Below are 15,972 nucleotides of genomic sequence, written 5' to 3' on the forward strand. Positions count from 1 at the left end.
TACAATAAGAAAAGCTGCCACAAAGGACAGCATTGATCTCTCGCTAAAGCCCCCTTTTGCCATAAGGGCCAGAACTTATTTTATTTTAATCGTTATCTAATACCAATGGTTTTTGATATTAAGGATTTGAAGGAACTACGGTAATTCCTTCTAAGCTGTTCGAACCGTCACCTTTTATTCCTGTAATTATCCATTTTTCGTTTGAATTTTCCACCGTAAGATATGCTTTTACGGATCCTGCATATCCCGTAGAAGTAGCCAGCCTAAACTCCACAGTGTAAGCCTCTACTCCTTTATCCGTTTTCTTTCTTTTTGATATGGAATATTTATCAACCCACGGGCTTGAAAGTCCAGTTACCCAATTTTGCTCTTCAAATATTCCTTTGGTCTGTTCCTGTAGTTCCTTGGAAAGAACAGCAAATTGTACGGCACCGTTTCTCATTTTTACGGCTTTAGCCCATGTTTGAACTGCCTCGTTTGCAGATTGAGGTGCTATCCAGTCTTGCAAGAGCTCTACCTGACGTTGCAGTGAATTTGGGTCTGGTGTAACGTTTGTTACAACACTATCCGATTTAGTCGAATTCGCAGCATATGCAACACCGTTTAGTAAACCAATGGCAAAAAAAATTGAAATAAACAAAAGCATCCAATTTCTTCTTCTCACAAATATGCCTCCCTGATTTAGTTTAACTTACGAATAGCTAAGCGATCTAATAGTTTATTATTTTCTCCATTTATATTTTAATCATCCCGCCATTTGATTCTTTGCATCTGCTGGACAAAAGACAGAAATATGGTTGATGGTAGATTTTGAACCTATGAATTTTAATTGGAATTTCTCATTCACGTTATATACCCATATTGTGTCACCGTTACTGTAATGAATTTCATTTGGTTTGCCAAGCACTCCATTTACCTCGTCAAAAGTTATTAGTTGAATCTCTTTTGAATAGGAGCGTACATCAAAAATTTGTTCTCCCTTATTAACACCGAATACAATACCATGGCTGGTATAAGTGAAATATCTATTTCCTGCAACAAAATCTTGTTGATCTGGCTTTCCCCATTTTGCGATTACCTGATCAATAACCGTTGTATCCGCAGGAAAACTACAATTTTTGACTGTTCCAACTTTAGCAAGTGTTACAATTTCGTGTATCAATGTAGCATTTTTATTATCAGTTATGTTTTGTTGTGAATTTGATGGGTTATTGGATGGGTTTTTTGGTCCATTATTTTGAGTTTGATTGGGAGAACTAGGACTAGTCGTAGATTGCTTTGGTGGAGAGGTTGTAGATTGCTTTTCTTGATCATTAGAACAGCCTACTAGAAGCACAAATAGACATGGAATAAAAAAAGTTTTTACCGTTCTTTTCAAATTTTTTACATCCTTTCAGGGAAATTTATAATTATAATTGAAGATCTTTATTTAGGTAGTAAAATGGATCATTCTTCTATCATACCCTCCTATATTATGAAGTGTTCATTCTAAAGTGTTATGTTCGTTGAACATGGTTAAAGTAATATTGTTTTATCAACATACCCCCTTTACTTATTTAAAACGAAATGAGCTTATAAATTGTTACATTAATTACAAAATTTTTCTTTTTTTGTGTAAAACTAAAAAAGATGAACTGTTGTTACAGTCCATCTTTTTCAACTCTCCGGTAGTTAAGTGCAATTTTTCACAATCTGGATTTTGGAATTATAAAAATCATTCTTCATTAAGAGATTTGCAAAATAAACAAAAGTAATATTTTTAATTAGTCCTAATGAAATGAATATGCCATCTAAGAAACAAAAACGCACAAATATAATACGGTGCTGAGTACAGTAATTTCCAACCAGTAAAGTTAACATATTTTAGGTGTACTAAGACAGCTTCAAAAAATAAAGAGTAAGCTACCCAAACAGTTAGGTAAAGAATAAATTTATGCACTTTTTTGGGCATAAAATTAAGAAAAATTATGCCGTAGGAAGCTCCTAATGTCCATTCCAATAGATGGACACGTAGTTGAATTCCGCTTCCATCCAACTCATAAAGTTTAAAGTATAAACACAAAACAAAATCTGAACTTAAATTAATCATGGCGATTATAAACCAAGTTACATATATCTCTTTTAATGTTAATCGCTTTGGCATAAACCAGATAACAAGAAGGTTAATACTTAATGCTGTATAAGTAAACCACCACATATCTAAACCACCTTAATAATACAAGCATTAAAAAATTAAAATTAGGTTTTCCTAAAATGGAAAATCCAATACACATATAAATTTTATATTTACTAACCTGCCACGTAACTTGAAGAAGAAAAAAGAATTTCCGTTAGAACAAACATACCTTCGTAAAACTTTCAAGTAACCTGCGTACCTCATTTGCTATAATAGTTAGATATAAAGATAGTTTACGATAGTAGAGGTGACAACATGAAAAAAACGATAGGTATGTTTGCTCATGTCGATGCAGGAAAAACCACATTGGCAGAACAACTGCTCTTCCACACGAAAACAATTCGACAAAGAGGACGTGTCGATCATCAGGATACCTTTCTCGATACACATGAAATTGAACGACAAAGAGGGATAACCGTATTTGCCGATCAGGCGATGTTTTCTTATAATGAATCCACTTATTATTTGATCGATACTCCAGGTCATGTCGACTTCTCTCCCGAAATGGAACGGGCGATTCAAGTGATGGATTACGCGATTGTGATTATTAGTGCGGTAGAAGGAATCGAGGGTCATACTGAAACTGTTTGGAGACTCTTACAAAAGCACCATGTTCCAACCTTTTTCTTTATCAATAAAACCGATCGCGTTGGTGCCGATTCTGCACGGGTCTTAGATGAAATCCGCAGCAACTTAACCACAGAAGTGTTTGATATGACGGAGACTTTGACCCAGGGGAAAATGAATGATGAACTGATTGAATTTATTGCTGAACGTGACGAATCCCTTTTGGAAACATACATGGTAACTGGATATCATCCACAAAATTGGTTAGAAACCACGAGAAAGCTAGTAAAAGAAAGACAGATTTTCCCCTGTGCTAGCGGTTCGGCTTTACAAGATAGTGGCGTCAACAGCTTCCTTGAAAAATTAGACCTATTAACCAGTTCCGATTATCCAAGTGATCCTCCCTTTTCCGGCCGTGTTTACAAGATTCGCTATGATGAAAAAGGCACAAGGATTACGTTTATCAAAGCACTGCAAGGGACATTAAAAGTTAGGGATGAATTAAGTTACAGTGTGGATGAAAACCTTCTCCGCGAAAAAATAACGCAGATAAGACTTTATAATGGAAGTAAATTTAAAACGGTCGACCAAGTAGTCGCAGGTGATATTTTTGCTGTATCAGGATTGTCAGCCACTACGGCTGGGGATGGTCTGGGAACATTACAAGAAAAAGCCGAATACGAAATGGTTTCGGCATTAAAGTCCAAAGTTATTTTCGAACCATCAATGAATGTAAAAGAAGTGTTACGGTATTTTAAAATGTTAGATGCCGAAGATCCTTCTCTAAATGTCACCTGGGAAGAACGGACTCAGGAAATCCACATCCATGTCATGGGGGTCATCCAACTTGAGGTTCTTAAACAGGTAATTAAGGACCGCTTTCTTTTTGATGTTTCGTTTGCTGAACCGGAGATCCTATATAAAGAAACAATCGGTTCAGAGGTCATTGGTTATGGCCATTTTGAACCACTAGGACATTATGCGGAAGTGCATCTTAAATTAGAGCCAAGTGGGAGAAATAGTGGGATTTCTTTCGAAAGTGTTTGTCATACCGATGATTTACCGGTCGGAACGCAGAACGTAATCCGGAATCACCTTTTTGAAAGGGAACATCATGGATTACTTACTGGGTCGCCAATTACCGACCTGAAGATTACGTTAGTAACAGGACGAGCCCACAACAAACATACCTCTGGCGGGGACTTTAGAGAGGCAGCTTTCCGAGCATTGCGCCAAGGTCTTGAAAAAGCTAACAACATCCTGTTAGAACCTTTTTATGATTATAAAATCAAAGTGGATATAGAACATATGGGGAAAGTCCTCACCGATATCCAGAATGGACACGGCAGCTTTAACCCACCAATTACCGATGGAAATAAAACCCTATTAACAGGGAAAGTTCCTGTTGCTACCTTTATGAATTATGGCCCTGAGTTTGCCTCGATTACACAAGGAAAAGGAACACTAAACCTAGTTGTTGGAGGTTATTACCCTTGCCATAATCCAAACGAGGTAATGGAAAGGATCAATTACAATAAAGATGCAGATCCAGAATATACCTCGTCATCCATCTTCTGCTCCAAAGGGCAAGGCTATTCCGTGCCGTGGGATGAAGTGGAAAGTGAAATGCATTGTTTAAAGTAGATTCAAAGTTTATGAATTCATGAGGTCGTAATCTATATTTAATTCAATTATCTTACAGACACAGTTGTCATACCCTAATGACGACTGTGTCTTCACTTTTTCTGCAGTTAGGGTCGTCAATAAACCCTATTGACGACCGTTCCTTCACTTTTTTCCCAATTAATCATTCATCCAATGTTCCGGGATTTTTAAAGTAGATGGTAATTTTGTGGTACGATCGCCCTTTGCTGAATTGACTTGTGCTTGAGTCAGGAACAGACTTCCTGTCAGATTTGCTCCTCGTAAATCAGCGTCTCGCATGTCCGCCCCAATGAGGTCTGCCATTCGGAGATCAGATTTCCTTAGATCCGCAGCAATCAGCAATCCCCCTCTTAAATTAGCTCCTCGCATGTCCGCCCCTTTTAAATTGGCTCCAATGAAGTCTCTCCTTTTTACGTTTTTCTTAGCTGATACTTTAGCACGGACAAGTTCACTTGTACGGAGAAGTAAATCATTAACGATCGCTCGATGGGCAGGAACATTTACCTCTAGAATGGATAGTGGATTTAGATATGTTAGTTTCTCAGTTTCTTCAATAGCGGATTGCAATTCTTTATAAATAGGCTGCGCCTCTTCTAAGTTAAGAGCCTCCTGTAAATAACAAAGCATCTCATGCAGTTGCTGCATAATCGGAAATACATCAAACATCTCTTTTGCTAAAGCTGGTTGATCCCGCCAATCGTTTCCACGATAGGTAACTTGTGAAACTTTTTGACCAGCACCAAAACACTCATAGCCAACACAGCCTCTAAATCCTTCCTTTCTAAGATTCTTATGAATCCCACAACGAAAATCAGATTGTAAATTGGGGCAAGGAGTACCTGCTTCTTTATCCAACGCAAAATCTGCCGACTTTGCATATGGCAAAGCCACACAGCACAAACCAAAGCAATTTATACAATCTGACCGTAAACTATGAAAATTATTGTCTTTTTTTATTAATTCATTTGCCAATCCAACCGCTCCCTTATACGTTCTTCTAGATACCATTTTTTAACTTAACTTTTTAAATGCCAGCTTACGATATATTCAGTCTGTTCATTAAGGAGATTTATCTTGGGTTCCTCTACAGTCCAATTGCCTTTAATGTTTAATTCCTGACATGCTAAATCAAACTGACACATCGCTATTCCTATATCCAATAACTGCATATCATAGCCTAATTTAGTGCTATAATTCGGTGTATGTTCGATGTGAAAATGACAAACTTTACGATCATCAGAAACCACGAGTCTCCACGGTTGTTTGTTGGAAGCAGAAGGTCCAAGCCTCACCATATCTATCGGTACTTCAAGAAGACCTGCATTTTCCTTTGTTAAGGTCCTTTCAAAGTTGGCATCATAAAAAAGCTTATCCCAAGACTTTTTATTATCTGCTTTTACGACTAAACGAACGGCTTTATCAAAAACTCGTTGTTTTTGTTTCGGATAACCAATGGGTGTGATACAAGGAATAAATCTTCGTTCATCTAACTGAATCTCCTTTTCAAAGGAATTCCGATTGAACGTCCCTCCCATCCAACATGTACCGATTCCTAACTCTGTCAAAAATAAAATCAACTTTTGAAAAGTGTAGGCAAAATCGACGAGAGAATACTGATTGTTTTCGGTGATCCCGATTATATACGCACTTGGATTTTTGATAAATCCATAGGTTCCTAACTTAATCCCTTTGTCAGTAACATTGTTAGTTACCTCGACCAACTCAATTTGACCTTTTTTTCCAAACGGTCCTATTAAATTGTTTTCCTCATTGAAATAGTCATTTATTTCTTTTAGATGATCTGTAGTTATCTTTTGAGTTTCATAGGTTCTAATCGATTGACGTTTTTGCATTGTTTCAATGACCGACTTTTTAAAAATCATAAAGTCCTCGCCTACCTTTGGATATATGCTTCTAATTTAACACAAAATATCCTCTCATCCATAATAAGATGAGAGGGTATTTATCTAGTAATCTATTTAGGTAAGAGCTTTTCTTTTTAGAGCATGACTGTTTAAATTCTTACTATTCCAATAAGCCATACCGCAGGCAATTAATAATAAAATACCTGTTACGATAAAAACACTTTGAACAGGGAATATCCCACCGAGGAATCCGCCAATAATCGGACCAATCATCCCGCCGATTTGGTTAGCCGTTTGATTCAAACTAAAGGCCCTGCCACGGAAATCTTCAGGTGTTGACTTCACAACAAGACCATTGAGCGCTGGGAAGACGGCACAGAAAAATATTCCAAATACAAAGCGAATGATTGAAAATCCCCATATTTCACTGAATAAAATTTGAGCGATTGTTCCTACTCCACCACCCAATAACCCAATAAATAAAACTCGCTGAAAGCCCACCTTGTCAGCCCATTTCCCCCAATAGGGAGCGAACAAGGCGCTTGCGATTCCAGGCAATGAGAACACAACTCCCGCTAATAAAGAGGCATTTTCAGAAGATCCTCCCAATTTCACTATATATAAAGGAAGCACAGGCTCAATCGTCATGATCGAACAACTCGTAACGACAGTGAGTAGGAGTACGAGGAAAAACGGACGATTCGTCAAGGCCAATTTAAAGTCATTTTTTACAGAACCCCGTATTTTACTAGGCGTGAAATTTTCCTCCACTACCCAAAAAATGATAAGTAGTGTGGCAAGAAAAACAATCGTTCCTGCACTGGCAAAGGCCCACCGATTTCCTACTAGATGTGATATCCCTCCACCAAGCAAGGGTCCAAGGATACTTCCTGAGGCCGACGCAGAAGAAATAAGAGAAAGGGCATAGCCCACCTTGTTTCCGGGTGTATTGGTCCCAATCAATGCGATGGCACCAGGAATGAATCCACTTAATAATCCCTGCAAGATTCGTAGAGATAGGATTTGATACGGATTGGTGACAAATGCCATTAACGTATAGATGACAAAGAGGGCAAATCCGGCCCGAATAATCATTGGTTTCCGCCCATATTTGTCAGCCATCCTGCCCCAAAATGGCGAGGCGATCGCTCCTGAAAAAAATGCCGCACTAAATAATAATCCTGACCACAATTCCGTATGCTCATGCACACCTATTTGTAAAAGAAAAATTGGCAAAAAGGGAATGACCATGGAAAAGCTTGCTGCTGTAAAAAAGACCCCAATCCAAAGCACCCATAAATTACGTTTCCAGTTTAGCATGCTGCTCCATCTCCAATGTTTGATTCGATTTAGTAAATTTCTCCTTAGCCACTTTTAATATCGTCTATAATAACATACTGACAAATTATTTTCATTTCCGAAATATTCGTATACAGAAATTTATTCAAAAATAAAAAAGACCAGGATGCCTGATCTTTTCGAGCCTTTCAGTACAGATATTATAGTATTTTTTCATTCCCTGAATTTTTCCTGACGAAATGAACTAGGAAAGTGGCCGAGAACACTGCAATTAAGATTGAAAAGAATACAAATTCATCTAATTGGTATCCAAAGGCAGAGACAATCATTTTTATGGCGATAATGGCAATTAAAATAAATGCAGTGATTTCCACTTCAGGGACTTTTTCAATTAATACCAAGAATAGTTGAGCAACCCCTCGCATCATTAAGATTCCAATCACACCGCCTATAAATAAGACCCATTCCTGATTTGAGACTCCAAAGGCCGCAATGACGCTATCTAGACTAAAGGCAATATCCATAAGTTCCACGGTTAAAACCGTTCTCCAAAAGCCCATTTTTTTACTTTGAACCTCGTCTTCGCCGTCATTATTCTTGATAAAGTTTTGAATGACAATCCAAAGTAAGTAATGCCCACTGACAATTTTTATCCAGCCAATATGGATTAAAGTAACACCTAACCCAATCGCTAAGATTCGAAAAAGATACGCACCAAAAATCCCATAGAACAACGCTTTTTTTCGTTGATGTTTAGGTAAATTTTTCACTAATATGGCTAAAACGAGGGCATTATCAGCAGATAGTAGACCTTCAAGAATAACTAGTGTCCCTATCACTCCCCAACTTGTTGGGTTCGTAAATACTTTCTGGAGTGCATCTAGTGAAAAAAATGTACTATAGCTATTGAAAATTTCTTGTAAAAACTCCATATTGTCTCCCTTTCCATCGCTTTATTTTGTTTCCCTTGACCTATGTCCTATCTATTCAAGGAATAAAACGATTCTGCTTTTCCTCATAATGCTTGTCCCTCAAATTTATCCATTGCCACACGGTGGTTGGCTAATTTCTAGCATCCTTATTTAAATGTATGTAAACTTTTAGAATAAATGAACCAAATTCATCTCCACCCCTAAATGGATGTATCCAAAAAAAACATTATTAAGTCATCTATTTTGGGTACGCCAATTGAAGGGTCAAGTTCAGTGGAATCTTGTGAATTTCTTCGTAATAACATCAAAAAAACGATCCGGCTTCCGAATCGTTTTTAATCAACTTTGTGGTTGGTTATGCTTCAAAAATTACTTCATAGCTACCGAAAAGCTGTACTTATACATTAACCCTTTATTATTAATTTGAGATTTTTTTACACATGTTGTACCAAGTGACGCCCCCATGTTTGGAACTAGACACACCACTATTAAGGTAGCCGAATTTTTCATAGAATCTAATTAATTCCTGTTTACATGTAAGCGTAATAGTTTCTCGTTGGTTTGTTCTTGCTTCTTTTTCAAGATGTGCAAGTAACGCCGCTGCCACGCCGCACTTTTGAAAATCGGGAGACACCGCTAATCCCAAAATACTTTGATGACCGCCAAAAGCTGGATTTCTTTGGGTCATACTAAATAAATCATCTGTTATGTACGCTTTATCGATCACAGGACCATTAACTAATCCCACGATTTCACCATCCATTTCCGCAACAAAAAAACTATCTGAAATCATCTCGATCCGCTTTTCAAAGGCAATTTTCGTAGCTGCCTCATCTTTTGAAAAACAAAGATTCTCAATGACTACAAGTTGAGACAAGTCTTCCATTCTAACGTTCCGTATCTTTATCATGTTATCGACCCTCCAACTATCCAATTATATTAATGATTCATTATATAGCAAAAAGGAACCTTGTTTCTCCTGTAAATGAACGCTCATATTTTTAGCTTAATATAATGTGTAAAGTTTGGGTCCCCAATGCTTTTTGAAAATCCAAGCGAAGTATAAAACCAATCTCCGTCATCCGTATCTGTATGAAGAACTACTTTTTTAAAAGTTCTTCTTGCAGCAAATAGAATCTGATTAACTAAGAATCTGCCAATCCCTTTTCTCCGATACTCCTTTAATACATAAAACCTTCTAAGTCGACCTATTTCGGGATCATTTGAATAAGGATCGATATTCATTCCGCCAATTGCAATTAATACACCTTTGTCATTGAAAACACCATATAAGCCCTCCCCTTTTTTATTAAAGGTATTTGTCCCATTTTTATAATCATTAACCAACCTTTCTATAAAACAAAAACCACCTTCTTTGCTTTCCATTATTAAATGAGAGATATCAATCGTCATAAGGTTTGTTATTTTCTCTATTTTAAAATCCAGCATAAAATCCTCCAATCCTTGATAATTTCCCCTAATACATGGAAATGAACTCATTGAATTTATCATATTTGCCGAATTGTCCTTTACGGGCATGTCTAACTTACATAAACTAAAATAATTAATCCATTTGGAGTGAAAAAAATGTCCTCTAACTTAATAACGAATATAAGAACCGCCTTGGCCTACACGGTACAAGCCATTCGCTATGCCGATAATGCCTTAATCCTCTTCCTAGAAATGTCTGCCTTTCCTTTACCACCGAACCCAATTAAAATCCAATTCTACCAAGACGTCGTCGATTATCTTACAGAAGCGTATCTTGCCATAAAAGCTTTACCTTTTGATACTTATTTTCCGAGTGACCCGGTCATTCAAGTCGCCCCAATTGTTGCCCAAGTTCAAGAAAACCAACACCTTATTAATCTTTCAGACAATCGGATATCCTTAGCATTAGATAAGACCGAAGATAGCATTAACTACATTGAACAAGCAATTCTGTTAATTAATAAAAATGAAAGACTAAATGGACAGCTCTTTTTCATTAAACTTATTTTAGTAGAAGCACGTGACGCCCTCGTTTCAGGACTTAATGAACCAGATTTTATCGTAGGTTAAGAGCCGGTAGATTTATTGGCTCTTTTTTATTTTAAGAGAATTTCCATTTAATATCCAGCGAATGTCGTAAGTTACGTAAAATATGTAGTAAGTGCCTGTAATTATGTAATAAGAATCGGTTGTAAGAAGAAATTTCCATTTAATATCCAGAAAATGTCGTAAATTACGTAAAAAATGTAGTAAGTGCCCGTAATTATGTAATAAGATCCAAGATTTATGTAATAAGTGCCTAAATATATGTTATAAGAACCTGTTATTAGAGATGATAACCAACTTTTAGAAAGCAAAAAACCGCCTTTTAGCGGTTTCAAGCAAATCTATTTGGTTAAAATTTCCCTTCACTATTAAAGTACCTATATTTTGGCCCACTTCTATATCTGTGTCCTAGTAATCAAAATAGTTTTTATTCAGTTATCTCTATCACAAATGGGAACGCTCTGACCGTTTCATTTTGTTTAAACTCAGCCCAAATTTTATAAATCCCAGGCTTATCGAAGGTTGTTTCAAAAATCGGTTCTTGATCATTAGACGGATGAACATGAAGGAACTTCTTTCCAAACTCGTCAAGAACTACGACATGACCCATCGCTCCTAAATAAGGGGTTAAATTGGTTTGATCTAAGTCGAAGGATAACGTTACAGGTTCGCCTGCCTTAAATGAACTAACATTTAGTGTTACAGTTTCTCCATCCACGGTTTTGATGAACTGTTTATCTGGAATAAGCTCATGTCCATGGGAAGTATCAGTTGGATTGCCTACGATAAACGGAACTGGTTCTACAACGTAAGCGAAATCCTTCGGCTTAATATCGATAAACGCTTTATAAAATCCGTCAGGAAGGTTATTTTTAATTGTAAATTCCCCTTTACCAGTACGTTCTGGATGAACATGGTAATACTTCTCTAGTTGTTCATCGACGATGATTAGATGAAGTTCCTTCTCATGGTTTACTTCTAGCTCATCAATCGGGTTGCTTGCCTTGTCTTTTAAAAATATCTTAATCTCGCTTTTATCATTTTGGACAAATACATTGACCTCGCTGCTTTCATGATTTCCAGAAGCCATTTCATGCCCCTGTGCGCTTTCATTTTCTTCCTGATGACCTCTACTCATTTCTTGGTTACTTTTGTTTTCCCCCATCTCCATTTTTTCACCGTGGCCATGAGCGGCTGTTGTTTGATCTTCCCCAATCCATTTATCATAAGCCTGGAATCCAAAAATGACGATCGTAACATAAAGAATCCCAGCCAGTGCCCATTTTCTCATTCCTGTCACTCCTTTATTATTTAACTTTTCACTTCAATAAGTTTTATTCGCTGTAAACGCAATGCATTTAACACAACCGACACGGAACTGAAAGCCATAGCTGCCCCTGCGAGCCATGGTGCTAAAAGACCGATTGCAGCAATTGGGATTCCAACCACGTTGTAAGCAAACGCCCAAAATAGATTTTGCTTAATATTTCGAATGGTTTTCTTGCTCATGATAATTGCATCTGCAATAGTATTTAAATCTCCACTTATTAAAGTAATATCAGCAGCTTCCATAGCAACATCTGTACCTGTACCTAAAGCCATTCCAATATCCGCGACAGCTAATGCTGGGGCGTCATTAATTCCATCTCCGACCATTGCCACTTTTCTTCCTTCTTTTTGAAGTTTCTTCACTTCGTCTGCTTTTCCCTCTGGAAGAACCTCAGCAATTACGTGGTCAATACCAACCTCCTTACCTATAGCCGCAGCAGTCCTCTTATTGTCACCGGTAATCATTACAACGTTAATGTTCAAATCTAATAAACGCTGAATGGCTTCTTTTGATGTTTCTTTGATGGTATCCGCTACAGCTACAATACCAATGTAACTTCCATCAATGGAAACCAACATTGCCGTTTTTCCGTTATCTTCTAGGCTTTCCATAGTTGATATTGCTTTTGTAATATCGATATTTTCTCTTGTCATAAGTCTTCTAGTTCCTATTAGAATCTTTTTATTCTCTACAACAGCACTAATTCCATAACCAGGAATAGCTTCAAATTCTTGTACCTCTTTAAAAGTAATATCTTTCTCTTTTATCCCTTGAACAATGGCTTGTGCTAATGGATGTTCCGATTGATTCTCTGCAGAACCTATGATGGATAAAAAGTCTACCTCCTTCATATCTACATGTAAAATAACGTCAGTTAATTGTGGAGTTCCTTTTGTAACCGTTCCAGTTTTATCTAAGATCACTGTATCGATGTGATGTGTCGTTTCAAGATGCTCTCCGCCTTTAAAAAGAATACCGAATTCAGCTGCTCTTCCTGAACCAGCCATAATGGACGTTGGAGTAGCAAGGCCAAGTGCACAAGGGCAGGCAATGACTAATACAGCAATTAATTTTTCAAGAGCTTCCGCAAATTCCCCTGGACTAATCCAGATAAACCAAATCAAAAACGTCACTATCGCAATACCGACAACAATCGGAACAAAGATACCTGAAATTTGATCGGCTAGACGTTGTATCGGTGCCTTTGAACCTTGTGCCTCTTCAACAACTTTGATAATTTGTGCTAATGCTGTATCTCTGCCGACTTTTGTCGCTTTAATTTTTAGGAAACCATTCTTGTTGATTGTTGCACCGATAACTGAATCTCCAAGAGTTTTATCTACAGGAACACTTTCGCCAGTTAACATGGATTCATCAAGTGCTGATCGGCCTTCGATAATTTCACCATCCACTGGTACTTTTTCACCTGGTTTGACGTAAACAATATCACCAACCACTACTTCTTCTAGAGGTACTTCCTTTTCAATTCCATCACGCACAACAATTGCCGTTTTAGCTTGAAGACCCATTAACTTTTTAATGGCTTCTGATGAGCGACCTTTTGCTCTAGCTTCAAAAAGTTTACCTAAAATAATTAAGGTAATCAGAATGGCACTTGTTTCGTAATACAGCTCAACCATATGTCCATGAGAACCTATGGATTTAATGGTCATATATAAACTATAAAAATAAGCAGCTGATGTTCCTAGGGCGACTAAAACATCCATGTTTGCACTTTTATTTCGCAATGCTTTATATGCCCCTAGATAAAACTGCTTACCAATAATAAATTGGACGGGTGTGGCAAGTGCTAATTGCACCCATGGGTTCATTAGCATATCTGGAAGATAAATAAAGGAGGTAAAGGAAAAGTGACTAGCCATGGCCCATAATAACGGCAAGGATAGAATTAATGAAAAAATAAACTTACCTTGCTGATTCTTTATTGCTTTAAGGCGATGATCAACATTTTCTTCTTGCTCTTCCTTTGGATTAGCCCCATAACCTAATTTTTCTACCTGTTTAATAATATCTTGTTGACCAATTAAGGAAGGGTTATATTCTACTGTTGCACTTTCTAATGCAAAGTTAACGGTGGCTTTATCAACACCTTCCAGTCTATTTAATCCCTTTTCAATTCTTGTGGCACAAGCTGCACAGGTCATTCCAGTAATATTGAATTCCTTTTTTTCCTTTACAACATCATAGCCTAAATTCTGAATTTTCTTCTGAAAATCCTGGTCTGAGACCATTTCGGGATCAAATTTGATAATGGACTTTTCAAGTGCTAAATTAACATTCGCTTCTTTTACGCCTTCCATTTTTTTGAGCCCTTTTTCAATTCTAGTTGCACATGCCGCACAGGTCATTCCGGTAATTTGAAAATTTGTTTCTTTTATCTCATTCGTCATATTAAACACCTCTCTTATACTGGTGGGGGGTATATTTTATTGTTAAAGATAACGTGCTTTTCTAAGCACGTTATCTGTTTAATTTATTCAACATCATAGCCTTGGTCATCAATTGTTTCTTTTATTGTAGTTAATAAAACCTCTGAAGGATTAAATTCTACATCTACATTTCCTTCTTTTAAATGAACTCTTACGGATTTTACACCATCTAATTTACCAACACTGCCTTCAACAGCATTCACACAATGACCACAAGACATTCCAATTACCTTTAATGTTACCTTTTCCATTTATAAACACTCCTTTTATTTTTTTAATAATTTTTCGATTGTTAAAAGCACTTCATCTAATACTTCTGTATCTCCCTCGTTAATTCGTTCCAATACACAAGTTTTTAAATGACCTTCAAGAAGAATCTTAGCCACACTATTCAATGCAGACTGTGTAGCTGCAATTTGGTTAATGACATCATCGCAATAAGTGTCTTTTTCGATTAAGCCCTTTATTCCACGAATTTGACCCTCGATACGATTTAAACGAGTAACCAAATTTTTCTTCACTTTCTCTGAATGATGGCTTTTTCTTCCTTCAGGAAGGTGACAATCATGATTCATGTTTTCATCCATTCTATCGCCTCCACATTTACATTATACTATACCCCCCTGTAGTATGTGAAGGGGTTTAGAAAATATTTTTTTTAATAATAACCCATTATTAGAAAGTTCATATTGGACTAGGCATTCTATTCTTGCAAATAAAAAGCACCGCAGTTGCGGCGCAGTTTATTACAAAGACTGTGTCTTTTTTATTTTGGGAAGGCTTGTTGTTTAGAAACTCGTATCATTTCATTAGGAAAATATTTATTAAAATATTTTTCCACCATTACATGAATATCTTTTCGATACCACTTCGATAATTCATGTTCTTGGAATAAAGCTGGCATTCCTAATCTTTCTGAACGTTTCCCCATCGATCCATCCCCGATACTTAGCGTATCAATCCAAATATGGTCCACAATTCCATCTAATACTTTGGGAAAGTCAGGGGTAAATGGTAAAACAGGAGAAATCGAAGATTGGGTCGATATTCCCGCATCGTGAATTTTTTTTAAGGCTTTTAGCCGTAAGTTAATGCCAGGTGCATATGGAGCAAATATTTGTTTCATATCTTCTCTATCGGTTTCAATCGTCATCGATACAAGAATTTCACATTTATCTTTTAATTTTACTAACAGATCAATATCTCTTGTAATGAGTGGGCTTCGGGTTTGGATTTGAAGAAAGTCAGGTGGATTTTCAATCATTTCTTCTAATATCCCCCGCGTAATATTAGTATTACGTTCGATTGGTTGGTAAGGGTCAGTTGCAGAGGACATAAATATATTGACTGGTTTATTTTTTTTACGAAGTTTTATGATTTCATTGCGGTAATTTTCTGCTGCGTTTGTTTTTATGTCCAACCATTCTCCCCAAGGGATATCTTTGAATCTTTGAATTGGCATTTCTCTTACATAACAGTATCTGCAAGAAAATGCGCAGCCGCTATATGGATTTAATGAATGTGTAAATCCAACATCCAAATATCCCTTTGCTTCAGTAAGGATTTTCTTAGCAAGTGTTTCTTTTATTTCCATCCCCAAATGGAATCCCCTCTCCATATTGTTTAACGTATATTTTAGCATTTTTCCTCT

The 15,972-nt window shown here is 36.9% G+C and carries 16 protein-coding genes; 2 read left to right on the plus strand and 14 right to left on the minus strand.

The window, feature by feature from the left end; genetic code table 11:
* Nucleotides 1–118: 118 nt before the first annotated feature.
* From ACJ004_RS06155 to ACJ004_RS06165, 3 genes are all read right to left on the minus strand, one after another.
* Nucleotides 119–664, minus strand: a complete 546-nt coding sequence (locus tag ACJ004_RS06155) for a hypothetical protein (RefSeq protein WP_410891830.1) — start codon at nt 662–664, stop codon at nt 119–121.
* Nucleotides 665–745: 81 nt separating this feature from the next.
* On the minus strand, nt 746–1,378 hold the full coding sequence (locus tag ACJ004_RS06160) for a YjgB family protein (protein ID WP_410891831.1): 633 nt from the start codon (nt 1,376–1,378) through the stop codon (nt 746–748).
* A gap of 381 nt (nt 1,379–1,759) precedes the next feature.
* The gene (locus tag ACJ004_RS06165; RefSeq protein WP_410891832.1) at nt 1,760–2,197 is read right to left on the minus strand and encodes a hypothetical protein; all 438 of its coding nucleotides are present in this window, start codon (nt 2,195–2,197) and stop codon (nt 1,760–1,762) included.
* A 234-nt stretch (nt 2,198–2,431) separates the two neighbouring features.
* Between ACJ004_RS06165 and ACJ004_RS06170 the strand changes: the two genes are divergently transcribed.
* Nucleotides 2,432–4,387 (plus strand): GTP-binding protein, encoded by a 1,956-nt coding sequence (locus ACJ004_RS06170; protein ID WP_410891833.1) that lies wholly within the window; start codon nt 2,432–2,434, stop codon nt 4,385–4,387.
* Nucleotides 4,388–4,546: 159 nt separating this feature from the next.
* Here the strand turns inward: ACJ004_RS06170 and ACJ004_RS06175 are convergent, their stop codons facing one another.
* The 6 genes from ACJ004_RS06175 to ACJ004_RS06200 all read right to left on the minus strand — a co-directional run bounded on the left by ACJ004_RS06175 (nt 4,547) and on the right by ACJ004_RS06200 (nt 9,953).
* A complete protein-coding gene (locus ACJ004_RS06175; protein ID WP_410891834.1) occupies nt 4,547–5,380 on the minus strand; it encodes a pentapeptide repeat-containing protein in 834 nt (277 codons plus the stop codon).
* Between the two features lie 44 nt (nt 5,381–5,424).
* The gene (locus ACJ004_RS06180; protein WP_410891835.1) at nt 5,425–6,291 is read right to left on the minus strand and encodes a nitroreductase family protein; all 867 of its coding nucleotides are present in this window, start codon (nt 6,289–6,291) and stop codon (nt 5,425–5,427) included.
* 96 nt (nt 6,292–6,387) lie between these two features.
* Entirely contained in the window at nt 6,388–7,593 is a 1,206-nt protein-coding gene (locus tag ACJ004_RS06185; RefSeq protein ID WP_410891836.1) for an MFS transporter, read from the minus strand.
* Nucleotides 7,594–7,772: 179 nt separating this feature from the next.
* Entirely contained in the window at nt 7,773–8,504 is a 732-nt protein-coding gene (locus ACJ004_RS06190; RefSeq protein WP_410891837.1) for a TerC family protein, read from the minus strand.
* Between the two features lie 418 nt (nt 8,505–8,922).
* Nucleotides 8,923–9,414 (minus strand): GNAT family N-acetyltransferase, encoded by a 492-nt coding sequence (locus ACJ004_RS06195; RefSeq protein WP_410891839.1) that lies wholly within the window; start codon nt 9,412–9,414, stop codon nt 8,923–8,925.
* Nucleotides 9,415–9,497: 83 nt separating this feature from the next.
* Entirely contained in the window at nt 9,498–9,953 is a 456-nt protein-coding gene (locus ACJ004_RS06200) for a GNAT family N-acetyltransferase (protein WP_410891840.1), read from the minus strand.
* Between the two features lie 138 nt (nt 9,954–10,091).
* Between ACJ004_RS06200 and ACJ004_RS06205 the strand changes: the two genes are divergently transcribed.
* Complete coding sequence (locus ACJ004_RS06205) at nt 10,092–10,565, plus strand: hypothetical protein (protein ID WP_410891842.1); 474 nt, start codon at nt 10,092–10,094, stop codon at nt 10,563–10,565.
* A gap of 403 nt (nt 10,566–10,968) precedes the next feature.
* Here ACJ004_RS06205 and ACJ004_RS06210 read toward each other — a convergent pair whose 3' ends face one another.
* The 5 genes from ACJ004_RS06210 to ACJ004_RS06230 form a co-directional block, all read right to left on the minus strand.
* Nucleotides 10,969–11,832: a hypothetical protein gene (locus tag ACJ004_RS06210; protein ID WP_410891843.1), complete on the minus strand. Its 864-nt coding sequence runs from the start codon at nt 11,830–11,832 to the stop codon at nt 10,969–10,971.
* A 20-nt stretch (nt 11,833–11,852) separates the two neighbouring features.
* Nucleotides 11,853–14,282, minus strand: coding sequence for a heavy metal translocating P-type ATPase (locus ACJ004_RS06215; RefSeq protein WP_410891844.1), 2,430 nt, complete (start codon nt 14,280–14,282; stop codon nt 11,853–11,855).
* 83 nt (nt 14,283–14,365) lie between these two features.
* Nucleotides 14,366–14,572: a copper chaperone CopZ gene (copZ, locus tag ACJ004_RS06220; protein WP_410891845.1), complete on the minus strand. Its 207-nt coding sequence runs from the start codon at nt 14,570–14,572 to the stop codon at nt 14,366–14,368.
* A 15-nt stretch (nt 14,573–14,587) separates the two neighbouring features.
* Complete coding sequence (locus ACJ004_RS06225; protein ID WP_410891846.1) at nt 14,588–14,908, minus strand: metal-sensitive transcriptional regulator; 321 nt, start codon at nt 14,906–14,908, stop codon at nt 14,588–14,590.
* 179 nt (nt 14,909–15,087) lie between these two features.
* Nucleotides 15,088–15,915 (minus strand): SPL family radical SAM protein, encoded by an 828-nt coding sequence (locus ACJ004_RS06230; protein WP_410892133.1) that lies wholly within the window; start codon nt 15,913–15,915, stop codon nt 15,088–15,090.
* Nucleotides 15,916–15,972: the final 57 nt, after the last annotated feature.

Origin of the sequence: Neobacillus sp. 204 (assembly GCF_046562815.1) — a bacterium.
GTDB lineage: Bacteria > Bacillota > Bacilli > Bacillales > Cytobacillaceae > Neobacillus.